21 protein-coding genes are annotated in these 20872 nt (G+C 64.9%); 15 read left to right on the top strand and 6 right to left on the bottom strand.

The features are described 5' to 3' along the window. The first annotated feature begins 1 nt into the window (after position 1). From urtC to ureG, 10 genes are all read left to right on the top strand, one after another. Positions 2–1129, top strand: coding sequence for an urea ABC transporter permease subunit UrtC (urtC, locus tag BLT16_RS17850; protein ID WP_089660035.1), 1128 nt, complete (start codon positions 2–4; stop codon positions 1127–1129). Then, complete coding sequence (gene urtD, locus BLT16_RS17845) at positions 1126–1959, top strand: urea ABC transporter ATP-binding protein UrtD (RefSeq protein ID WP_089660033.1); 834 nt, start codon at positions 1126–1128, stop codon at positions 1957–1959. Before urtC ends, urtD begins: the two co-directional genes overlap by 4 nt. Continuing rightward, a complete protein-coding gene (urtE, locus tag BLT16_RS17840) occupies positions 1959–2657 on the top strand; it encodes an urea ABC transporter ATP-binding subunit UrtE (RefSeq protein ID WP_089660031.1) in 699 nt (232 codons plus the stop codon). The genes urtD and urtE overlap by 1 nt, the downstream gene beginning before the upstream one ends. A 259-nt stretch (positions 2658–2916) precedes the next feature. Continuing rightward, the gene (locus BLT16_RS17835) at positions 2917–3810 is read left to right on the top strand and encodes an urease accessory protein UreD (protein WP_089660029.1); all 894 of its coding nucleotides are present in this window, start codon (positions 2917–2919) and stop codon (positions 3808–3810) included. A 136-nt stretch (positions 3811–3946) separates the two neighbouring features. After that, on the top strand, positions 3947–4249 hold the full coding sequence (locus BLT16_RS17830; RefSeq protein ID WP_089660027.1) for an urease subunit gamma: 303 nt from the start codon (positions 3947–3949) through the stop codon (positions 4247–4249). A gap of 12 nt (positions 4250–4261) precedes the next feature. Next, positions 4262–4594, top strand: coding sequence for an urease subunit beta (locus BLT16_RS17825; protein WP_089660024.1), 333 nt, complete (start codon positions 4262–4264; stop codon positions 4592–4594). After that, entirely contained in the window at positions 4591–6306 is a 1716-nt protein-coding gene (gene ureC, locus BLT16_RS17820) for an urease subunit alpha (RefSeq protein ID WP_089660022.1), read from the top strand. Before BLT16_RS17825 ends, ureC begins: the two co-directional genes overlap by 4 nt. A gap of 249 nt (positions 6307–6555) precedes the next feature. Next, positions 6556–7095 (top strand): urease accessory protein UreE, encoded by a 540-nt coding sequence (gene ureE, locus BLT16_RS17815; protein ID WP_089660020.1) that lies wholly within the window; start codon positions 6556–6558, stop codon positions 7093–7095. After that, on the top strand, positions 7085–7777 hold the full coding sequence (locus BLT16_RS17810) for an urease accessory protein UreF (protein WP_089660123.1): 693 nt from the start codon (positions 7085–7087) through the stop codon (positions 7775–7777). The genes ureE and BLT16_RS17810 overlap by 11 nt, the downstream gene beginning before the upstream one ends. Before the next feature lie 270 nt (positions 7778–8047). Then, on the top strand, positions 8048–8686 hold the full coding sequence (gene ureG / locus BLT16_RS17805) for an urease accessory protein UreG (protein ID WP_089660018.1): 639 nt from the start codon (positions 8048–8050) through the stop codon (positions 8684–8686). A gap of 182 nt (positions 8687–8868) precedes the next feature. Here ureG and BLT16_RS17800 read toward each other — a convergent pair whose 3' ends face one another. The 5 genes from BLT16_RS17800 to BLT16_RS17780 all read right to left on the bottom strand — a co-directional run bounded on the left by BLT16_RS17800 (position 8869) and on the right by BLT16_RS17780 (position 14327). Beyond that, positions 8869–10551 carry a GGDEF domain-containing protein gene (locus BLT16_RS17800; RefSeq protein WP_089660016.1) on the bottom strand — a complete coding sequence of 561 codons (1683 nt, stop codon included), beginning with the start codon at positions 10549–10551 and terminating at the stop codon, positions 8869–8871. 78 nt (positions 10552–10629) lie between these two features. Further along, on the bottom strand, positions 10630–10893 hold the full coding sequence (locus tag BLT16_RS17795) for a DUF2835 family protein (RefSeq protein ID WP_340148271.1): 264 nt from the start codon (positions 10891–10893) through the stop codon (positions 10630–10632). 31 nt (positions 10894–10924) lie between these two features. After that, positions 10925–12016 carry an extracellular solute-binding protein gene (locus BLT16_RS17790; protein WP_089660014.1) on the bottom strand — a complete coding sequence of 364 codons (1092 nt, stop codon included), beginning with the start codon at positions 12014–12016 and terminating at the stop codon, positions 10925–10927. Beyond that, positions 12003–13766 (bottom strand): chloride channel protein, encoded by a 1764-nt coding sequence (locus BLT16_RS17785; protein WP_089660011.1) that lies wholly within the window; start codon positions 13764–13766, stop codon positions 12003–12005. Before BLT16_RS17785 ends, BLT16_RS17790 begins: the two co-directional genes overlap by 14 nt. 90 nt (positions 13767–13856) lie before the next feature. Then, positions 13857–14327 carry an aminoacyl-tRNA deacylase gene (locus BLT16_RS17780; RefSeq protein ID WP_089660009.1) on the bottom strand — a complete coding sequence of 157 codons (471 nt, stop codon included), beginning with the start codon at positions 14325–14327 and terminating at the stop codon, positions 13857–13859. A gap of 215 nt (positions 14328–14542) precedes the next feature. Here BLT16_RS17780 and BLT16_RS17775 point away from each other — a divergent pair, with 215 nt between their 5' ends. The 4 genes from BLT16_RS17775 (at position 14543) to BLT16_RS17760 (ending at position 18456) form a co-directional block, all read left to right on the top strand. Continuing rightward, positions 14543–14896 carry a DUF1428 domain-containing protein gene (locus tag BLT16_RS17775; protein WP_089660007.1) on the top strand — a complete coding sequence of 118 codons (354 nt, stop codon included), beginning with the start codon at positions 14543–14545 and terminating at the stop codon, positions 14894–14896. Between the two features lie 104 nt (positions 14897–15000). Next, complete coding sequence (locus BLT16_RS17770; RefSeq protein WP_089660005.1) at positions 15001–16704, top strand: methyl-accepting chemotaxis protein; 1704 nt, start codon at positions 15001–15003, stop codon at positions 16702–16704. Between the two features lie 112 nt (positions 16705–16816). Further along, the gene (locus BLT16_RS17765) at positions 16817–17206 is read left to right on the top strand and encodes a DUF1801 domain-containing protein (RefSeq protein ID WP_089660003.1); all 390 of its coding nucleotides are present in this window, start codon (positions 16817–16819) and stop codon (positions 17204–17206) included. 395 nt (positions 17207–17601) lie between these two features. Continuing rightward, entirely contained in the window at positions 17602–18456 is an 855-nt protein-coding gene (locus BLT16_RS17760; RefSeq protein WP_218124469.1) for an AraC family transcriptional regulator, read from the top strand. Here the strand turns inward: BLT16_RS17760 and BLT16_RS17755 are convergent. Next, positions 18421–19011: a LysE family translocator gene (locus tag BLT16_RS17755; protein WP_089660001.1), complete on the bottom strand. Its 591-nt coding sequence runs from the start codon at positions 19009–19011 to the stop codon at positions 18421–18423. The two genes, BLT16_RS17760 and BLT16_RS17755, sit on opposite strands and share 36 nt — an antisense overlap. Positions 19012–19242: 231 nt before the next feature. On the opposite strand from BLT16_RS17755, the gene BLT16_RS17750 reads away from it, so the two are divergent. After that, the gene (locus BLT16_RS17750; protein ID WP_089659999.1) at positions 19243–20805 is read left to right on the top strand and encodes a glutamate synthase-related protein; all 1563 of its coding nucleotides are present in this window, start codon (positions 19243–19245) and stop codon (positions 20803–20805) included. Positions 20806–20872: the final 67 nt, after the last annotated feature.

Genomic DNA, 20872 nt, shown 5'->3' with positions numbered 1-20872 from the left:
GATGTGGTTAACGCAACCGTTCAATGAGCGTTCGACCCAGCTGTTCATCGGCGTGCTGCTGGCAGCGATGACCCTGGTCACGCTACTGCATGTGGTGGTGCCGGCGGGGCACCCGCTGCACGTCAACGCCTATACCGTGAACCTGTTCGGCAAGTACCTGAGCTATGCGCTGCTGGCCGTGGCGGTGGACCTGGTGTGGGGGTATCTGGGCATTCTCAGCCTGGGGCACGGTGCCTTCTTCGCCATCGGCGGCTACGCCATGGGCATGTACCTGATGCGCCAGATCGGCGACCGTGGCACCTACGGGGATCCGGTGCTTCCCGACTTCATGGTGTTCCTCAGCTGGGAGTCGTTGCCGTGGTACTGGTTAGGCTTCGACATGGCCTGGTTCGGCTTCCTGATGGTGCTGCTGGCGCCTGGGGCATTGGCACTGGTGTTTGGCTTCCTGGCGTTCCGCTCGCGGGTCACCGGGGTCTATCTGTCGATCATCACCCAGGCGCTGACGTTTGCCCTGATGCTGGCCTTCTACCGCAACGAGATGGGGTTTGGCGGCAGCGACGGTCTCACCGACTTCCGCGACATCCTGGGCTTCAACCTGCGCAGTAACGAGACCCGCCTGGGCCTGTTCCTGGCCAGCGGGGTGGCGCTTGGCGCCAGTTATCTGCTGTGTCGCGCCATCGTCGGCAGCAAGCTCGGCCGGGTCTGCGTGGCGACCCGCGACGCCGAGGCGCGCACGCGCTTTCTCGGCTATCGGGTCGAGCGCTTCCAGCTGTTCGTGTTCGTGGTCTCGGCAATGCTTGCCGGCCTTGCCGGCGCGCTCTACGTGCCACAGGTGGGGATCATCAACCCCAGCGAGTTCTCGCCGCTGTTCTCCATCGAGATCGTGCTGTGGGTGGCGCTGGGGGGCCGTGCGACCCTGTATGGTGCGGTGATCGGCGCCATCCTGGTCAACTATGCCAAGACCGTGTTCACCGGGGTGATGCCGGACGCCTGGCTATTCGCGCTGGGGGGCATGTTCGTGCTGGTCACGGTATTCCTGCCCAAGGGCGTCGCCGGCCTGCTGGCCTATCGTTTCAAGCGGCGTCGAGATGAAAGCGATGCTGCTCCCGGACAAGAGGTGACCCCATGAGCCTGATCCAATCGCTCGCCCAGCGCGACCGTGTCTTCGACTTCATGGTGCCCGCCGAGTCGCCGGTGGACGTGCGCCATGGACCGATCCTCTACATGGAGGACGTCACGGTGACCTTCGATGGCTTCAAGGCCATCAACGACCTCAACCTCACCGTCGACGACGGCGAGCTGCGCTGCATCATCGGCCCCAACGGCGCCGGCAAGACCACCATGATGGACATCATCACCGGCAAGACCCGGCCCGATCAGGGCAAGGTGTGGTTTGGCGCACGTCATAATCTGCTGACCATGAACGAACCCGAGATCGCCACGCTGGGTATCGGCCGCAAGTTCCAGAAGCCCACGGTGTTCGAGGCGCTGTCGGTGTTCGAGAATCTCGAGCTGGCCATGACCGCCGACAAGCGAGTGCTGCCGACCCTGATTGCGCGCCTCGATGGCCCGGCCCGCGAGTGGATCGACGAGGTGCTCGAGATGACCGGCCTTGCCGAGCTGCGCCGACGGCCGGCGGGTATCCTCTCCCACGGTCAGAAGCAGTGGCTGGAGATCGGCATGCTGCTGATGCAGCGCCCACGCCTGCTGTTGGTTGACGAACCGGTGGCTGGCATGACCGAGCAGGAGATGGAGCGCACCGCCGAGCTGCTCACCGGCCTGGCCGGCAAGCAGTCGGTGGTGGTGGTCGAGCACGACATGGGATTCGTGCGCTCGATTGCGCGCAAGGTCACGGTGCTTCACCAGGGCAGTGTGCTGGCCGAGGGCAGCATGGACCAGGTGCAGAGCGACCCGCGGGTAATCGAAGTGTACCTCGGGGAAAGCGAGGAGGCCGCCTGATGCTAAAGGTCGACAAGCTCAATCACTATTATGGGGAAAGTCATACCCTGTGGGACCTCACCCTCGACGTGCCGGCAGGTGAGTGTACCTGTGTGATGGGCCGCAACGGCGTGGGCAAGACCACGCTGCTCAAGTGCGTGATGGGCGAGGAGCGGGTGGCCGACGGCAGCTTGCGCTTCGCCGACGATGTTGAATTGACCCGCAAGCGGGTCGAGGAGCGCTCGCGACTGGGCATCGGCTATGTGCCCCAGGGGCGGCAGATATTCCCGCTGCTGACCGTGGAGGAGAACCTGCGCACCGGCCTGGCGGCTCGCAGTGACGGCAAGCGCAGTATCCCCGAACGTGTCTATGAGCTGTTTCCCGTGCTCAAGGAGATGCGCCACCGCCGCGGCGGCGACCTCTCCGGTGGCCAGCAACAGCAGCTGGCCATCGGCCGGGCGTTGGTGATCGAGCCCAGGATGCTGATCCTCGATGAGCCAGGGGAGGGCATCCAGCCCAATATTGTCGCCCAGATCGGCGAGGTGATTCGCAAGCTGATCGATGAAGATGGCCTGACCGTGCTGCTGGTGGAGCAGAAGCTACCCTTCGCGCGCAAGTACGCCGATCGGTTCGTGATCATGGATCGCGGCCGAGAGGTGGCCAAGGGCCCCATCACCGAGCTCTCGGACGAGCTGATCAAGCAGCACCTGACGGTATAGGCGCTGAAGCGCCCAGCGCCCGCCCGGCCATACCGCGGCGGGCGTTTTGCCTCTTGATGGTGCGCAGCGTGTAGTCAGTGCGCTCATCTGGTGCAAAAGGCATTCGCCTGGGCGCTTGTGTGGTGCATCGAAGCCCTGGTGGCGACCTTGTATACATTTCAAAGTGCTGATTTTTAATGGTGAAAATAGCAATTCACCAAAATGGTACGCCCCTTGCTTCGTATTACGCATCGCACACTTCATTGATGGAATCCATTTGATGACGGCTATCTCGCAGGCCCTGCCAACCGCTCATGACTCGGGGCATCGCTTCGATACCGAGCGCCGCTGGGCGGCCTCGCTGGCGCTGGGATTCGAGCGCCGCGATGGGGTCACCCGAATGGTGCAAGCGCGTCATCAGGGGCCGCTGCGGGTGCAACGCCCCTTCTTTCCCGAAGGCCGCGAAGGGGCCTGTCACGTTTATCTGCTGCATCCCCCCGGCGGCCTGGTCAGCGGCGATGCCTTGAATATCTCGGCGCGTCTGGCCACCGGAAGCCATGCACTGCTCACCACACCGGCGGCCAATAAGCTCTACAAGGCTGACAGCCAGGGCGTGGCCTGGCAGCAGCACACCCGGCTCAGCGTCGACGACGGCGCCAGCCTCGAGTGGCTGCCTCAGGAGACCATTGCCTTCGATGGCTCGCGGGGCGCACAGCACACCGAGATCGCCCTTCACGGCGCTGCGCGCTGCCTGGGGTGGGAGGTGCTGGCGCTGGGCCGGCCAGCCAGCCAGCTGCCGTATGTCTCCGGGCGCATCGATCAGCGTTTCCGCCTGACCCGGGATGGCAAGCCGCTGTGGTTGGAGCGTCAGCCGCTGGACCCACTGCATCCTCGCTTTCATGGTCGCTGGGGCCAGGGCGGTGCCAGCGTCCAGGCCACGCTGTGGGCCGCGGGTCTCGGCGATGCGGACGCAACGGCGGCCATCGACGTACTGCGCGAGGCGCTGCCCGACAACAACCGCTGGGCAGTGACCCTGCGTCACGGCGTGCTGCTGCTGCGCTACCTGGGCTGCGAGCGCAATGAAGCCTGGGCGCTGTGCCAGCAGGCCTGGGAACTGCTCAGGCCGCGGCTGCTGGGGTGCCAGGCGCATACGCCACGCATCTGGCTGACATGATGGTGCAGTCAACATCATCGCGACTGACGTCGCTCCCACAAGGGAGCAGAGCCGCGGCCCAATGTAGGAGCGGTTTCAACCGCGATGCAGCGCGCAGCGCTGCCGACAAACATCGACCAGATACGAGGAGCGCGCGATGGAACTTACCCCGAGAGACAAGGACAAGCTGCTGCTGTTCTCTGCCGCACAGCTTGCCGAACGCCGGAAGGCCCGCGGCCTCAAGCTCAACTACCCGGAAGCGGTGGCACTGATCAGCTTCGAGATCATGGAGGGCGCACGCGACGGACGCAGCGTGGCCGACCTGATGAGCTATGGTCGCGAGATCATCGGCCGCGACGACGTCATGGAGGGCGTGGCCGAGATGGTCGACGAAGTGCAGGTGGAAGCCACCTTCCCCGATGGCACCAAGCTGGTCACGGTTCATTCGCCGATAGTGTAAGGAGGCCGCCCCATGATTCCCGGTGAGTATCAACTGAAGAACGGCGAGATCGAACTCTGTGCCGGACGTGAGCGAATCAGCGTCGAGGTCGCCAATACCGGCGACCGGCCGGTGCAGATCGGCTCCCACTACCACTTTGCCGAAGCCAACCCGGCGCTGGTCTTCGACCGCGACAAGACGCGCGGCTTCCGCCTCGATGTGGCCGCGGGCACCGCGATCCGCTTCGAACCCGGGCAGACCCGCGAGGTGACGCTGATTCCCTTCGTCGGGCGCCGCTATATTTATGGTTTCCGCGGCGACGTCATGGGGAGTCTCGACCAACCAGGCCAGGGAGGTCAGTCATGAAACCGACCAATAGCATCAGCCGGCAGGCCTACGCCGATATGTACGGTCCCACCGTCGGTGACCGGGTTCGACTGGGCGATACCGAGCTGTGGATCGAAGTGGAAAAGGACGCCACCCACTACGGCGATGAGGTCAAGTTCGGCGGCGGCAAGGTGATCCGCGACGGCATGGGGCAGAGCCAGCGCGTCGATGCGGCGGTGATGGACACCGTGATCACCAACGCGCTGATCCTCGACTGGTGGGGCATCGTCAAGGCTGACGTCGGCCTCCAGGCCGGCCGCATTGCGGCCATCGGCAAGGCTGGCAACCCCGATACTCAGCCCGACGTGGAGATCGTCATCGGCCCGGGTACCGAGGTCATCGCCGGCGAAGGCAAGATCCTCACCGCTGGCGGCATCGATGCGCATATCCACTTCATCTGCCCTCAGCAGGTGGAGGAGGCGCTGATGAGCGGCATCACCACCATGCTGGGTGGCGGCACCGGGCCGGCCACCGGCTCCAACGCCACCACCTGTACCCCCGGCGCCTGGCACATCGGCAAGATGCTGCAGTCGGTGGACGACCTGCCGATGAATATCGGCTGGCTGGGTAAGGGCAACGCCAGCCTGCCGGAGGCGCTGGAAGCCCAGATCGAGGCCGGCGCCATGGGCCTCAAGCTGCACGAGGACTGGGGTACCACGCCGGCCTCCATCGACAACTGCCTGAGCGTGGCCGACAGGTACGACATACAGGTAGCGATCCATACCGACACCCTCAACGAGTCGGGCTTCGTCGAGGACACCCTGGCCGCCTTCAAGGAGCGCGGCATCCACACCTATCACACCGAGGGGGCCGGCGGCGGTCACGCACCGGATATCCTGACTGCCTGCTCCAAGGCCTATGTGCTGCCGTCGTCGACCAACCCGACCCGCCCCTACACGGTCAACACCATCGACGAGCACCTCGATATGCTGATGGTGTGTCATCACCTCGACCCCAATATTCCCGAGGACGTGGCCTTCGCCGACTCGCGGATTCGCCGCGAGACCATTGCCGCCGAGGATATCCTCCACGACATGGGCGTGATCTCGATGATCGCCTCCGACTCCCAGGCCATGGGCCGGGTCGGTGAGGTGGTCTGTCGTACCTGGCAGACGGCACATAAGATGAAGGTGCAGCGCGGCCTGCTGCCCGAGGACGAAGCGCTGGGTGCCGACAACTTCCGGGCCAAGCGCTATATCGCCAAGTACACCATCAACCCGGCGATCACTCATGGCATTGCCCACGAAGTGGGCTCGGTGGAAGTGGGCAAGCTGGCCGATCTGGTGTTATGGAAGCCGGCTTTCTTTGGTTCCAAACCGTCACTGCTGATCAAGGGCGGGATGATTGCCGCTGCCCCGATGGGCGATCCCAACGCCTCGATCCCCACGCCGCAGCCGGTGCACTACCGCTACATGTTTGGCGCCCTGGGGCGCGCTGCCAGCCAGACCCGGCTCAGCTTCGTCAGCCAGGCATCCATCGACGCCGGCATCAAGGCGCAGTTGGGGCTCAACAGCGAGCTCGCCGCCTGCAAGAACGTGCGCGGGGTACGCAAGGGCGATATGAAGCTCAACGACGGCTGCCCCGAACTGACGGTCGACCCCCAGACCTACGAGGTGCGCGCCGATGGCGAGCTACTGACCTGCGAGCCGGCCACCGAGCTGCCGCTGGCGCAGCGCTATCACTTATTCTGAGCGCCAAGCGCCAAGCGCCAAGCGCCGAGCGCCGAGCGCCGAGCGCCAAGCGCCAAGCGCCAAGCGCCGAGCCATGGACTGCGGCCACCCCAGTGAGCGGCGCCGGGGGCAGGTCGTAGCGGGGGTCCGATTCCAGGGAAGGAATCGGTAGCGTACAGGGACGTATTCACAGCGCCCCCGCCTAGACCTGTCGCCGGGTTAGCCGCGGCAATAGGCTAAGAGCGCGACACTGGAAACAGGAAATGAACGATGCTGAAACTGACTGAACGCCTGGGGCCCATCGAGCATGGCCAGGCCAACGACACCTTGACGCTGGCCTTCGAGCCGCGCACCAAGGGCCGCCTCAAGGCGGTGAGCGATAGCGGCCAAGAACTGGGCCTGTTCCTCGACCGCGGCCCGGTGCTGCGCGCCGGCGAGGGGCTGCGCGCAGAAAGCGGCGAGGTCATCCGTATCGAAGCCGCCGACGAGCCAGTGGTCACCGCTCGAGTGGCGGCCGGATTGCCGCTGGCGCGGTTGGCCTATCATCTCGGCAACCGCCATGTGCAGCTGGCGCTGGGCAGCGACGATGCCAGGCCCGACCAGGGTTGGGTGCGTTTCCCGCCGGATCATGTGCTCGAGGAGCTGGCCGAGCTGCTGGGCGCAACCCTCGAGCATCACCAGGCGCCTTTCGACCCCGAGCCGGGCGCCTATCAGCAGTCTGGTGGGCACGCGCATAGCCATTCGCATGGCCACGCCCACGATCATTCACACGAGGACGTCCACGACCATGATCACCCGCATGCCCACTGAGTCGCCAGCACTGGGCGACGACCTCGCACTGCTGGGCCTGCTACAGTTGGTCAGCCCGGCGCTGCCGATCGGCGCCTTCGCCTGGTCCCAGGGCCTCGAGAGTGCCTTCGAACTGGGCTGGGTGAGCGACGAAGCAAGCCTTGGCGAGTGGCTGGCCGGGGTGCTCGACGACGGACTGGCCCACTGCGATCTGCCGGCACTGGCGGGTCTTTATACGGCCTGGGAGCACGGCGACGCCGAGGCCATCGCCGAGTGGGATGTCTGGCTTGCCGCTAACCGCGAAACCGCCGAATTGGCTGCGGAAGACAGCCGGCTGGGCGCCTCGCTGGCGCGTCTGTTGGGAAGCCTTGAGCGACTGCCGGATAGTGGCATGCTGCCGCCTGACGCCGGCTACGTGACGCTGTTCGCCTGGACCGCCCGCATGCGTGGCGTGACCCAGCGTCAGGCACTGCTCGGCTTCGCTTGGGCCTGGCTCGAAAATCAGCTGGCGGTGGCCTGCAAGGCGCTGCCGCTGGGACATACCGCCGCTCAGCGGTTGGTCGAACGGCTGCGTCCGGCGCTGGTCGTGGCCGTCGATCTCGCACTAGAGCTGGACGACGACGAACTGGGCCCGGCGCTGCCCGGCCTGGCAATGGCCAGCGCGCTGCATGAAACGCAATATTCCCGACTATTCAGAAGCTAGTCTTGAGCGCCAAGTGCCAAGTGCCAAGTGCCTAGCTAGGCCGGGCGATCACTGGCGAATCCACCTCGCGCGTCCGCTGGCAGCACGGTCGAGACGATGCGGGCGATCTTCAGGGAAGAAGAGCGAGGAAAGCCGGCACAGGGATGTGCCGTCTTTCCGACCGCGGGAGTCCGACCGGGGTGCCAGGGTTTCGGACGCGTGGGGTGGTGAGTCCAGTGAGTCGCCCGTGCCGACAGGATGATGACGAAAGAGTACAAGAGGAGACATGACATGACCCATTGTTTACGCGTTGGCGTCGGCGGCCCGGTGGGCTCCGGCAAGACCGCGCTGCTCAAGCAGCTGTGCCTGGCGCTGCGCGACCACTACGATATTGCCGTGGTCACCAACGACATCTATACCCGCGAAGATGCCGACTTCCTGCTCAAGCACGATGCGCTGCCGGCGGATCGCATTCTCGGCGTCGAGACCGGTGGCTGCCCGCATACCGCGATCCGCGAGGACGCCTCGATGAACCTCGCCGCCATCGACGACCTGCAGGCGCGCCATCCCAAGCTCGAGCTGGTGCTGGTGGAGTCGGGGGGTGACAATCTCTCGGCGACCTTCAGCCCCGAGCTGTCGGACCTCACCCTTTACGTGATCGACGTCTCCGCCGGCGACAAGATCCCGCGCAAGGGCGGCCCGGGTATCACCAAATCGGATCTTCTGATCATCAACAAGATCGATATTGCCGAGCAGGTGCACGCCTCGCTGGAGGTGATGGAGCGAGACTCGAAGAAGATGCGCGGCGAGCGACCGTTCGTGTTTACCAACCTCTACGACGGAGTGGGGCTAGAAGAGATCATCCGCTTCATTCTCGACCGGGGCATGCTGCCGGAACGCAGGGATCTGGCGAGAGCCGACGCCAGCTGAAGCGCCCATAAAAGATTGCCCTGATCGGGTCTCTGACTCGATCAGGGCAAGCAGGGGGTGTGAGCGGCATCCTGGCCGCAATGGGCCGTCCTTGACCCCACGCGTCCTACAGTGAACCTCTCTGGGCATCATCACCTTAACCCAGGTTATGCAGTGCAAATTAGTCGCATATTTAGTGCTACTTATTTGCTGGCTGCGTAGTCAGCTGCCCCAAAATAGCAGTCACGGCCCTGGCGCTTGGCCTGATAGAGTCGCTCGTCGGCACGCTTGACCACGTCGTGCGGGGTTCGGTCGCTCTCATCGAGGCTGGCCACCCCGAGGCTCAGGCTATAGCCGATGGGGCCAGCGTCGCTGGTCACCTGATGTTGGCGGTTGGCCCGCCAGATGCGCTCGGCCACCTGCAGGGCTTCGCCGTGGTCGGTATTGGGCAGCAGCACCGCGAACTCTTCGCCGCCGTAGCGAGCGAAATGGTCCTCGGTGCGCAGCTCCTGCTGGGTGATTCGGGCAATCTCCACCAGTACGCGATCACCGGCCAGGTGGCCGTGGCTGTCGTTGACCTGCTTGAAGTGATCGACGTCGAACATGATCAACGTCAGCGGCTGCTTGTGACGGCGCGCGTAGGCAAAGCATTGCTGTAGGTGTTCCTCGAACAGCCGGCGATTGTCGATGCCGGTCAGGCCATCCTTTTCCGCCAGCTCGCGAAGGGCCTCTTCGGCCTTGTGGCGCCGCGTTACCTCGTGACGTAGCTGGCGGTTGATCATCAGCAGGTAGCTTGCCAAGGCAATGGCCAGCAGCAGCAGGGCACTGCCCCCCAGCGCCCAGCGCCCCAGGCGCTTCAGGTCTGCACCATCAGGGTCGGCCGGCGGCTGGTAGAGAAACCCCTCCAGGTCGTAGTGCTCGATCATGTCGAGCTCCAGATAGACGTCGGCGATGTTTTCCCAGCGCGATGGGTTGATATAGCCGATCTCGATCAGCTCCGGTTGCATCAGGCTACGTAGTTTCTCGGCTTCGTGATGCAAGAAATGAATATCGTAGAGCGGGCTGCGAGTCGGGTAGTACTCGGTAATTAGCTCGGCGACTTCCTCGACGTTGTCGAGTGCATAGGCCCAGCCACGCAGGGCGGCATTGCGGAATGCCTCGACGCGTTCCGGCCGGTCTTCGAGCATCGACGTGCGGGTGAACAGCAGGTCGCCATAGAAGTCGATGCCGTATGACTCCGGCGTGATCGTGACCGGCTCGGCGCCGAACGCCTCGAGAAAGTAGGGGGCGTCGGTGAGGTAGCCAGGCATCAGCTGAGTGGTCCCGTCGAGCAGGTCCTCGAGTTTCCAGCTTGGGGTATGGTTGTTGAGCTGTGCCAGGTCGAGTCCGGCGCGGTGAAAGCTTGCCAGGGTCTCGGCGCTGAGCCGTGTATCAACGTCGGGCAGGGTGACGCTGATCGGCCGCTCGCCAACCTCTTCCAGGCGCGTGAAGCCGTGTTCCTCCAGGGTCAGAAACACCAGCGGCGAGCGCTGCATGATATTGGCCAGTACCACCACCGGCAGGCCATGACTGTGATAGATCAGCAGGTCGGAGCGCGATACGCCGAAGTCGGCACGGCCGAACACCACGTCCTCTATCGGGTCAATGGGCCGGCCGTAGCTGTCATGACCGCCGTGGCGAATCTCCACTTCGAAGCCAGCCTCACGGAAGTAGCCCTGATGCTTGGCGGCGTAGTAGCCAGCGAACTGGAACTGGTGATACCAGGCCAGCTGCAATACGACGCGTTCGAGTTCGGGGCGATCCGCCGCAGCCAGGGGAGCGGTGATCAGCAGAGCACTGAACAGCAGCCACCGCAGCGGCGAGCGGTAGCCCAGGAGGCATGGCATGGGCGCTTCCGAAGGTAAACTGTCGTCGATTAGAGACTAGTTGATCGACCGGCAAAGTCGAGTTTGTGGTTTAAACGCTCAGCGTCGCGGCAGCGGCTCGATGGACGCGAACTTGCCCGCCGCGGTGAAGTGTAGCCGGAACACGCCGTCGATACCGTCGCGGCCCACGATGCGCGTCAGCGCAGCGGTGGGAAACACCACCTTGCGACCGTCGATACTGCGGGTATGGACGCTCTGGGCGCGGCCCTCATAGTGAGCCAGGCACTCGTCACGGGTCAGGCGGATCACCACATCGATACTGGGCATGTCGGTGCGTCGTGGCTGCGAGTCGGTGGCAATCATACCCCAGCCGCGACCTGCTTGGCAGCCGATATCAGGGGCGCGATGCCAGCCAGTCCTCGAAGTAGGCATCGATACGCGCCTGGGTGCGCGCATACCACTGCTCGTCCTTCTCGATGGCACCGGCGCTGTTCAACGGATGGGTGGGAATATGCAGGCGCATGTCCTGTCCGCTGTGTGGGTGCGTGGTGACCTGCAGGCTGGCCGAATGGCGCGCCGGGCCGTAGGGAATGCGTCGCGCCAGCTCGGCGAGACGCTCACTGGTGGTGGCAAAGCGGATGAAGTCGCGAGCGGCATCGGCATTCGAGGCACCGCGTGGCACCGCCCAGGTCTCGAACTCCTGTACCTGGCCGTCCCACAGAATCTCGATGGGGATCTCCCGATCCAGCATGGCGTCGAAGAAACGGCCGTTGTAACCCGACGCCATCACCACCTCGCCATCGGCTAGCAGCTGAGGCGGGGTGTCGCCGGCCTCCCACCAGTGAATCTCATCAAGGCTGTCGAGCCGCTCCAGCGCCAGATGCAGGCCGCGCCGGGTACTGAGCAGGTCGTACAGCTCCTCGCGGGGCACGCGATAGGATAGCAGCGCCCACTCCAGATTGACCGCCGGTGTGCGCTGCAAGGCGCGTGGGCCAGGGAACCGCTGCTGGTCGAAGAGATCGCTGATGTGGGTGGGGCGTTGGCCGGGGAAAGCGTCGCGCCGGTAGGCCACCACGGTGGCGAAGACGCTGTGGGTAAGGGCGCATTCACCGATCGCCCCAGGCAGGAAATCGCGGCTGGCCGGGGTGCCATCCGGCGCCGGGGCGGGCAGGTCGGCCGGCAGGTGCTCGAGTAGATCGGCGTCGCAGGCCGCCATGGCCTGGCTGCGGGTCATGTCGATGACGTCCCAGGGCACCGTGCCCTCGGCCACCGCGCGGCGCAGCGGGGCCAGATCGCCATCGTAGCGGTGCACCTCTACCGGGATGCCGGTTGACTCGGTAAAGGGGGTGAAGAGAGCCTCCTGCTGCGCGCGCTCATAGGCGCCTCCCCAGCTCAGCACATGCAGGGTGTCATCGTCTGCGGCATTCGCCAGCGCTGTCGCGCCGATCAGTAGCAGGGCGAGCGTGCCAAGATTAACCGGTGCCATGCTCCTCCTTGCGTAACGCATCACTGTGGCGCAGGTAGGCGCGGGCGATGCGCGCCTCGTAAACCACGCCCAGGAAGGCGTCGTCGCGCTCCGCGTCGACCACCGCCAGGGCCTCGCCGGTCATCTCCCCGAGCTGCGCCATGGCGTCCCATAGCGAGCTATCGGGATGCAGTACCGGACGCGCGGTTTCGGTGAAGTCGACGATAGCCCTGTGCGACTCGCCGGCCTGCTGCGCCGCCTCCAGCTCGGGTAGCGTTACGCAGCCGTGGTAACAGCCCCGGGCATCGACCAGATAGGCCTCGGCATGGCGTGCCTCGCTCAGTGCCGGGATGGCCGCGTGAACCGTCGTCTGCGGCGCCAGTGTCACACAGTCACGGGTCAGCTGCTCGGCCACCGGCGTGGTCTGCAGCAGCGCCTGGCCGCGCCCCGCCGAGAGATCGAGGCCGCGGTTCAGCAGTTGGATATCGAATAGCGAGCGGCCGAACAGCTGGGCGGCGATGGGGCTGGCCAGGGTCACGCTGGCGAGTGCCGCAGTGGTCAGGGCGTAACTGCCGGTGAGCTCGAAGACGATCAGCAGCGTGGTCAGGGGGGCACCGATCACCGGCGCGGTGACTGCCACCATGCCGCACACGGCATAGAACACGAAGGTCGCCTGGGGCGCATCGCTGAATTCACCCACCAGGGTGCCGCATAGCGCCCCGAACAGGGTGCCGATCACCAGTGCCGGGCTGAATACACCGCCGCTGAAGCCCATACCCAGGCAGAGCGCGGTGGCTGCCAGCTTGAGTACCAGCACCAGTAATAGCTCGCCGCTGCCGAAGGCCCCGGCGATGGTAGCGAAGCGCAGCGTCTCCTGGCCCATGCCGAGAATGTCCGGCACCCACAGCGCAACCACGCCGAGCAGGGCGCCGGCCAGGGCCGGGCGCAGCGGCGCGGCCAGGGGCAGACGGCCGGCCAACCGCCCGACGTCCAGAATGGCGCGCATATAGCCGCCGGCGACGAGGGCTCCCAGACCGCCGATGATCACGAACAGGGCGAATTCCCAGGGGCGTGGCACGGCGGTATCGGCGACATGGAACAGCGCGCCTCGCTCGAGCACGTTGGCGGCGATCACATAGCCGACGATGGCCGCCGCGGCCACCGGGGCGAAGGCGCGTAGGGCGTAGTGGCGCAGCACCACCTCATGAGCGAACACGATCCCCGCCAGCGGCGCATTGAACGCGGTGGCAATGGCCGCCGCCACGCCACAGGCGATGGTGATGTTGTCGTCCGAGCGGCCCATGCGCAGCACGCGAGCGCCCAGCGAACCCAGGGTCGCGCCCAGATGCACCAAGGGGCCGTACTGGCCCACCGACGCCCCGGCACCCAGCGAGATCATCGCGCTAAGCGCCGACACGCCCCCGGCACGGCCCGGCAGACGGCCGCGGCGGGTCTGCACGGCGGCGATGACGTCGGCGGGAGAGTGAGGCCTGCCCTCGGGAATATGACGGTGCAGCAAGCCGACAACCAACCCGCCCAGTGCCGGCACGGCAACGGTGGCGGCGACCAGCATGCCGCGTTGATCGAACATCATGCGGCTGCGTGGCGATATCAGCAGCACCTCGTTGAGCCACAGCACGATCGTCACGAAGCCGACCGCGGCCAGGGCGGCTACGCCGCCGACCAGGGCACCGAGCAGCACCAGGCCGAGAAAACGTATCACCGCCAGTGGCCCGCGGCCGGCGGTATGGGATACCGGAAGCGTGTCCATGCTCAAGGTGTAGGTGCAGTGCGCGCTGCCGGCAAGCGACACCGGCCGACAGCGCGCGGAAGGCGAGGCGCTTGCGGCCTCGGTGTGGGGTCAGCGATGGTGGCTGAAGCGGCCGTGGGGAGCGCCGTCCATCAGGCGTTCGAACTCGCGGCCGCTCATGTGCAGCAGGGTTTCGTGGTCGCCCGCCTCGAAGTAGATGTCCGGCTGGTGGCGCAGCATGTCGTCGACATAGACCTTGAGTCCGTAGGCCTGGCCCACCGGAGGGGCGGCGCCGGGATCACAGTCGTCGAAACTCCTGACGATCTCCTCTTCGGAAGCGAGCTCGAAGCGCTCCTTGAACAGCGCCGTCAGGCTGTCGAGATCGGTGTCGTGGGTGCTGGGCACGACCGCCAGGCCATAGCCGGATTCACCATGCAGCATGACGGCCTTGGCCACTTGATCGCCGGGAATATGCGACCGCTGGGCGATACGGCTGGTGGTGACTTCGCGTGGGTGGGACACCTCCTCGTAGTCGATGTCGCAGGCGCGGAGGTACTCCCGTAGCGTCATCGGAATGGTCATGGTAGTGCTCCTTCGGCCGCCTGGGCCGCTAATGACCTGTGCGTGCGCCTCCCTTCGCTGTATGCAGCTCTCCTAGTGATCAGCATAGACGGGCAGCGCCTGGCATGCCCGAGGTCTGGTCGATGTCGATTTCGCGGCGTGTCGTTCGATACTCGTTGAAGAGACATCTCCGCCCGCTCCGGCGCGGGCATCTCCAGCAACGAAGGAGGACAGCCATGACCTACGTAGACGGATTCGTCGCCGCGGTGCCCACCGCCAACCGCGACAAGTACATTCAGCATGCCCGCGACGCTGCGATAGTGTTCAAGGAGCACGGTGCACTGCAGATGGTGGAGTGCTGGGGTAACGATGTACCCGATGGACAGCTCACCTCCTTCCCCATGGCGGTGAAGTGCCAGACGGACGAAACGGTGATCTTCTCGTGGATCCTGTGGCCGTCCCGCGAGGTACGCGACCGCGGCATGGCCAAGGTGATGGAAGACCCGCGCCTGCAGCCCGACGTCAACCCCATGCCCTTCGACGGCAAGCGCTTGATCTACGGTGGCTTCGAGGTAGTAGTGGACGAGTAATGCTCCGTCTTATTCTTTGGTCGTAATCGGGTCGATGGGTCTCAACTCTGCTCCCTGCATGCCGATGAAATGTTGAATATCGCCATCGCAGGGGGACGAGGCAGATGAAACACCTATCCATCAAGTGGAGCCTGACGGCGGCGCTGGCCGCGTTGGTACTGATGATCGGCTTGATCAGCGGGCTGGGCTTTTACGCCAGCGCCACCAGTGAAGAGGCGCTCCACGAGCTCGCGGAAACCAACGTGGAACTCTCCACGCTGGCCAACCGCACCCAGGTCAACGTGCTGCGTGCGCAGATCATGCTGGACCGCTTCGCCAGCCTCAGCACTCAAGGTGACCCAGAACGCGGCCAGCAGAGCCAGCAGCAGGCGCGGGAAGCGCTGGCCGGCGCTCATGAGCGCTTCGATGCGTTCCGCGCCGTGCCTATCGATGCCGACGACTCGCGCGCCCCTTATGTCGAGGCGATCATCGCCGCTTATGACGCCTATGTGGTAGAGGGGCTCGAGCCGCTAATGGACGCCGCGCCCTTCCAGATACAGCGCAGCCAGGATGAGATGGCCGACCTCGGCGCCGAGCTCGACGCCGCCATGGAGGACTTCGTCGCCTACTCCGAGCGGCGTGGCGACACGGTGATCGAGCAGGTCGGACGGCTCGGCGATATCGTTGCCATGATCGCCGTGACACTGCTGGTGGTGGCGCTGCTTGCCGCCGTGGCGATTCGCCTGGCGATGATGCGGGTGGTGGTCACACCGCTGCGTGAGGCCATCGATCACTTCGAGCGCATAGCCGACGGCGATCTCACCGGGCAGATCCGCGACCGCGGCCGCAACGAGATCGGCCAGCTTTACAGCGCTCTGGCGCGAATGCAGGACAAGATCAAGACCCTGGTGGTGTCGCTGCGCAGCAGCAGCGACAGTGTGTTCCTCGGTGCCGGCGAGATCGCCTCGGGCAGTCAGGATCTCTCCTCGCGCACCGAGCAGCAGGCCTCGGCGCTACAGGAAACGGCTTCCAGCATGGAGCAGATGGCCGCCACGGTGAGCAAGAACACCGAGACCGCCCAGGAGGCCGATGGCCTCTCCGCGTCTGCCTCGCAGCGCGCCGAAGCCGGCGGGCAGGAGGTCGAGCACACCGTGCAGCTGATGCGCGAGATCTCCACCAGCGCCAGTCGCGTCAATGACATCATCGGCGTGATCGACTCGATCGCCTTCCAGACCAACATCCTGGCCCTCAACGCCTCGGTCGAGGCCGCCAGGGCCGGCGAGCAGGGCCGCGGCTTCGCGGTGGTGGCCAGTGAGGTGCGCAACCTGGCCTCGCGCAGCGCCGAATCCGCCAAGGAGATCCGCGCGCTGATCGAAGAGACCACCACCAAGATCGCTAGCGGCGCCGAGCAGGCCGAACGCAGCGGCGCCACCATCGGCGAGACCGTCGAGTCGATCCGCCAGGTCACTGCCCTGATGGGCGAGATCTCCAGCGCCACCCGCGAGCAGAACAGCGGCATCGAGCAGATCAACAGCGCCATCACCGAGATGGACTCGGTCACCCAGCAGAACGCCTCGCTGGTACAGCAGACCAGCGCCGCCGCCACCTCGCTGGAAGACCAGGCCAAACGCCTCGCCGAGCTGATCGCCACCTTCCGCGTCGGCGACCAGGCCTCACACACCGGCCACCCGCCCGGCCAACTGACCCATCACGATGCTGGCCAGGGCGATGCATCTCAGGCCCAGCAGCGCGTTCCGGCACCCACCGACAAGCCCAAGCAGAGCTACAAGAAACCTGCCGAAGCCGTCGATGACTGGAGCGAGTTCTAAGCGAGACGCGCTTCCCGCCACGCCAAGGCCGCTCCCTCGTGGAGCGGCTGTCGAATGGCAGCCCGCTTCACCGACTCTCCTGAGGTGAACTCGACTAACCGCAGGAGGGCGCATGCATCCAGATATCCAGACCTACCATAACCGGCAAGAACCAGCCGACAGGCAGATATGTGATCGCCTGGCCGAGCTGATCGACCAGCACCTGCCGGAGGCCGACAGCAAGCTATGGCACGCGCATCCCGTGTGGTTCCTGAATGGCAATCCTATTGTCGGCTACAGCAAGCTCAAGCACTGCGTGCGGCTGCTGTTCTGGAGTGGTCAATCCTTCGATGAGAGCGGGCTGCGCAAGGAAGGCAGCTTCAAGGCCGCCGAGGCCCGCTACACCGCGGTGGAGCAGATCGATGCAGAGGAGCTACGCCGCTGGCTTGGTAAGGCGCGGGACATCCAGTGGGACTACAAGAACATCGTGCGCCGCAAGGGGTGTCTGGAACGACTAACGTGACCCGCTAGCCAGGCGCAGCGCTGCCGGCCAACCCAACCTCATCGTGACTGAAGTCACTTCTACATTGGCCTTGGCGCCACTCCCATGTGGGAGCGAATTCATTCGCGATTGCAGCGCGCAGCGCTGCTGGGCCAGGCCACTACCATCATCTACCCCGGCACCACTTCCAGTGTGGGAGCGAATTCATTCGCGATTGCAGCGCGCAGCGCTGCTGGGTCAGGCCACTACCATCATCTACCTCGGCACCACTTCCAGTGTGGGAGCGAATTCATTCGCGATTGCAGCGCGCAGCGCTGCCGAGTAGCCAGCATCCTCGAAGGACGGCGGCGAATGTCGTAGAGTTATCGCATCGAGGCTGAGCACGCTTCTTTCCTTGGTCGCGAGACGATCCGAGCATGGCACTTACCCACCAGCCCCATTTCTGGCGCGATCCAGGTATGCCCCACGTGGAGTTGCGCGTGGTCGAGGATGGCCGCCAGGTCGGCTACGCCCGTCACAGCCATACCCAGTGGTCGTTGGGGGCGGTGACTGCTGGAGAGAGCACCTTCCATTACCTTGATGATGAATATCGCATCCACGCCGGACACCTGGTGTTGATGAACCCGGACTGGGTGCATGCCTGCAATCCTGTTGACGGCCAGCCCTGGGCCTACCGCATGCTCTACGTGGACGCCGGGTGGCTGACTCGGCTGCGCCATGCAGCGCGACTGATCGATACACCGTGCTGGCAGGACATTCCCACCGCCGTCATCGCCGACCCTGGGTGGTACGCCGGCTATCGCCGTATGACCGATGCCCTGCTGGAACCGCAGCGCGACCTCCTGAACAAGCAGAGCGAGCTGGTCGAATATCTCTCGGCGCTGATGCACCACTTGGCGGGTCAGCCGGCCAGGCCGCGCTCACTACCGCCGGCCACCCTGCGCGAATTGGCTGCCTACCTAGACGAGCACGTTGCTGAGGAAGTATCCCTGGATGCCCTTTGCCAGCGCTCCGGCTACAGCGCCGGTCACCTGATCCGTGCCTTCAAGCAGCACTTCGGGCTCACACCGCATGCCTACCTGATCAATCGCCGCATTCAGCTAGGGCAACGCCAGCTCAAGCAGGGCAAGCCCATTGCCGAGGCGGCTTTGAATGCTGGCTTCAGCGACCAGCCGCACTTCCAGCGCACCTTCAAGCGTCTGGTGGCCGCTACCCCCCACCAGTACCGAAGCCCGTTACTCGAACAAGAGATAGATGCAGCTGACCGCTAGCAGCACCGCCAGCCCCCGATTGACGGCGACCAGAACGCCGGGGCGCTGCACGTAACGGCGCAGAAAGGCGCCGACATAGACCCAGCTACCCAGTGAAAGCCAGCAGATGGGCAGATAGAGGGCTGCGAACAACCACAGCAGGCCGACATCGCCGCCGGTGTAGGCACCAATGCCTGAGGCCGACGCCAGCCAGGCCTTGGGGTTGAGCCACTGCATCAGTGCGCCTGCCATAAACCCCGGTGCCCGCGTGGCATCGTCCTCCGGCAGGCGACCATCATCCCGCAACAGTCGCACGCTTAGATAGAGCAGAAATGCCACCCCGGCCCAGCGTAGGGCATCCTTCAATCCTGGCACCATCGTCAGCAGTGAGTAGAGCCCGAGGCCCACGGCGAGGAACAGAACAACGAATCCCAGGGTGGCGCCGGTAACGAAGAGCAGTCCGCGCGAGATGGGGTAGCGAGTACCGCTGCTGAGGCACACCAGGTTCACTGGCCCCGGTGAAATGGACGCCGCCAGGGCAAAGGCCGACATCGGCAGGATCATGGCAAGGTTCATCGTTCGTCTCCTGGAACAGATTGCCAGGAGTCTGGCGTGGCGACGCCGACCGATATTGAACGAAATTGCGGTATCCACCATAGCCAACGCCTATCACAGGGGTTGGCTCGGCGGGATTGAACCAAACCCTCTAGGCTAGCTCAATGGGTAGTGGCAACGACCGTTGACGAATAACGCCACGCGCAGGGCCTGACACCCGACGCGCGCCAATAACCACGACATGGAGTCCTCATGAGCCAACCCATCATTGCGGACAATAAGCCGGCCAAAGTGAGCTTGAAGAAAGGTGAGGAGTACGCGTTCTGCATGTGCGGACGCTCCAGCGATCAGCCGTTCTGCGACGGCTCTCATTCGGGGACCGGTATCACCCCCAAGATGTTCAAGGCCGACAAGGACGGCGACGCCTTTCTCTGCCAGTGCAAGCACACCCAGGACGCGCCGTTCTGCGACGGCACCCACAAGCAGTTCGGCGACGATGACGTGGGGAAGGAGAGCCCCCAAGGCGAAGACGCTGCCGCCGAGCAGAGCAGCGACGGCCAGCCCGCCCCCAAGGCCAGCCAAGAAGAGCCCACCGTGGAGTTCATCCATCAGCTCGCCAAGGAGGGCACCAAGGGCGTTGGCCACCACGGCCCGATAACCGCCATGGGCGTGCCGCGTCACACCCTGCCGCACTGGGACGACCTGCAGCTGATGGTGGCGCAAATGGCCACCAAGCCGCTGATGGAAGACGCTGCGGTGGACACCCAACTGGTGATCGGCCCCGAGGCCAAGAAACCGCTGACCCTCAAGATCCCGCTGTTCGTCTCCGACATGAGCTTCGGCGCGCTCTCCCAGGAGGCCAAGGTCGCCCTGGCCAAAGGCGCCGAGATGGCCGGTACCGGCATCTGCTCCGGGGAGGGCGGCATGCTGCCGGAGGAGCAGGCCGAGAACTCGCGCTACTTCTATGAGCTGGCAAGCGCCAAGTTCGGCTACAGCGAAGCGCTGCTGGAGAAGATCCAGGCTTTCCACTTCAAGGGCGGCCAGGGCGCCAAGACCGGCACCGGCGGTCACCTGCCGGGTAACAAGAACACCGCCAAGATTGCCGAAGTGCGGCATATCGCCGAAGGCGAACCGTCGGTTTCGCCGCCGACCTTCGAGGACCTTTCCAGCGTGGCCGACTTCAAGCGCTTCGCCGACCGCGTTCGCGAAGTGACCGGCGGGGTGCCGGTGGGCTTCAAGCTCAGCGCCAACCATATCGAGCGCGATATTCAGTTCGCCCTGGACGCCAGCGCCGACTACATCATTTTAGACGGCCGCGGTGGTGCCACCGGCGCCGCACCGGCGATGTTCCGCGACCATATCTCGGTGCCGACCATCCCGGCATTGGCCCGAGCGCGGCGCTACCTGGACGAGCAGAAGGCCAGCGGCCGGGTCACGCTGATCATCACCGGCGGCCTGCGCGTGCCGATCGATTTCGTCAAGGCCATGGCGCTGGGCGCCGACGGCATCGCGCTCTCCAACAGCGCCATTCAGGCGATTGGCTGCGTGGGTGCGCGCATCTGCAACACCAACAACTGCCCCGCGGGCATCGCCACCCAGCGTGAAGACCTGCGCAAGCGCCTCGACGTGGACGCCTCGGCAGAGCGTCTCAAGACCTTCTTCGGCGCCTCCGTGGAGCTGATGCAGGTCATGGCGCGTGCCTGTGGCCACGACGCCCTTCACCAGTTCAACCAGGACGACCTCGCCACCTGGCATCGCGAAATGGCGCTGCTCAGCGGTGTACGCTATGCCGGTGTGATGCCTCCGGCATCCTGAACGCAGCTAACGATGCCCCGGAGTAGGCAGCTTGGTGCAGAGCAGGCGCCGCGTTGTCTACTCCGGC

It is taken from the genome of Franzmannia pantelleriensis (genome assembly GCF_900102875.1).
Lineage (GTDB): Bacteria > Pseudomonadota > Gammaproteobacteria > Pseudomonadales > Halomonadaceae > Franzmannia > Franzmannia pantelleriensis.
Note: the sequence above shows the minus strand (reverse complement) of the source record. Positions and strands in the feature narration are given on the sequence as shown.

Coding starts and splice junctions, on each gene's coding strand:
- urtC (WP_089660035.1), top strand. CDS start 2: ATGTGGTTAACGCAACCGTTCAATGAGCGTTCGACCCAGCTGTTCATC.
- urtD (WP_089660033.1), top strand. CDS start 1,126: ATGAGCCTGATCCAATCGCTCGCCCAGCGCGACCGTGTCTTCGACTTC.
- urtE (WP_089660031.1), top strand. CDS start 1,959: ATGCTAAAGGTCGACAAGCTCAATCACTATTATGGGGAAAGTCATACC.
- BLT16_RS17835 (WP_089660029.1), top strand. CDS start 2,917: ATGACGGCTATCTCGCAGGCCCTGCCAACCGCTCATGACTCGGGGCAT.
- BLT16_RS17830 (WP_089660027.1), top strand. CDS start 3,947: ATGGAACTTACCCCGAGAGACAAGGACAAGCTGCTGCTGTTCTCTGCC.
- BLT16_RS17825 (WP_089660024.1), top strand. CDS start 4,262: ATGATTCCCGGTGAGTATCAACTGAAGAACGGCGAGATCGAACTCTGT.
- ureC (WP_089660022.1), top strand. CDS start 4,591: ATGAAACCGACCAATAGCATCAGCCGGCAGGCCTACGCCGATATGTAC.
- ureE (WP_089660020.1), top strand. CDS start 6,556: ATGCTGAAACTGACTGAACGCCTGGGGCCCATCGAGCATGGCCAGGCC.
- BLT16_RS17810 (WP_089660123.1), top strand. CDS start 7,085: ATGCCCACTGAGTCGCCAGCACTGGGCGACGACCTCGCACTGCTGGGC.
- ureG (WP_089660018.1), top strand. CDS start 8,048: ATGACCCATTGTTTACGCGTTGGCGTCGGCGGCCCGGTGGGCTCCGGC.
- BLT16_RS17800 (WP_089660016.1), bottom strand. CDS start 10,551: ATGCCATGCCTCCTGGGCTACCGCTCGCCGCTGCGGTGGCTGCTGTTC.
- BLT16_RS17795 (WP_340148271.1), bottom strand. CDS start 10,893: ATGATTGCCACCGACTCGCAGCCACGACGCACCGACATGCCCAGTATC.
- BLT16_RS17790 (WP_089660014.1), bottom strand. CDS start 12,016: ATGGCACCGGTTAATCTTGGCACGCTCGCCCTGCTACTGATCGGCGCG.
- BLT16_RS17785 (WP_089660011.1), bottom strand. CDS start 13,766: ATGGACACGCTTCCGGTATCCCATACCGCCGGCCGCGGGCCACTGGCG.
- BLT16_RS17780 (WP_089660009.1), bottom strand. CDS start 14,327: ATGACCATTCCGATGACGCTACGGGAGTACCTCCGCGCCTGCGACATC.
- BLT16_RS17775 (WP_089660007.1), top strand. CDS start 14,543: ATGACCTACGTAGACGGATTCGTCGCCGCGGTGCCCACCGCCAACCGC.
- BLT16_RS17770 (WP_089660005.1), top strand. CDS start 15,001: ATGAAACACCTATCCATCAAGTGGAGCCTGACGGCGGCGCTGGCCGCG.
- BLT16_RS17765 (WP_089660003.1), top strand. CDS start 16,817: ATGCATCCAGATATCCAGACCTACCATAACCGGCAAGAACCAGCCGAC.
- BLT16_RS17760 (WP_218124469.1), top strand. CDS start 17,602: ATGGCACTTACCCACCAGCCCCATTTCTGGCGCGATCCAGGTATGCCC.
- BLT16_RS17755 (WP_089660001.1), bottom strand. CDS start 19,011: ATGAACCTTGCCATGATCCTGCCGATGTCGGCCTTTGCCCTGGCGGCG.
- BLT16_RS17750 (WP_089659999.1), top strand. CDS start 19,243: ATGAGCCAACCCATCATTGCGGACAATAAGCCGGCCAAAGTGAGCTTG.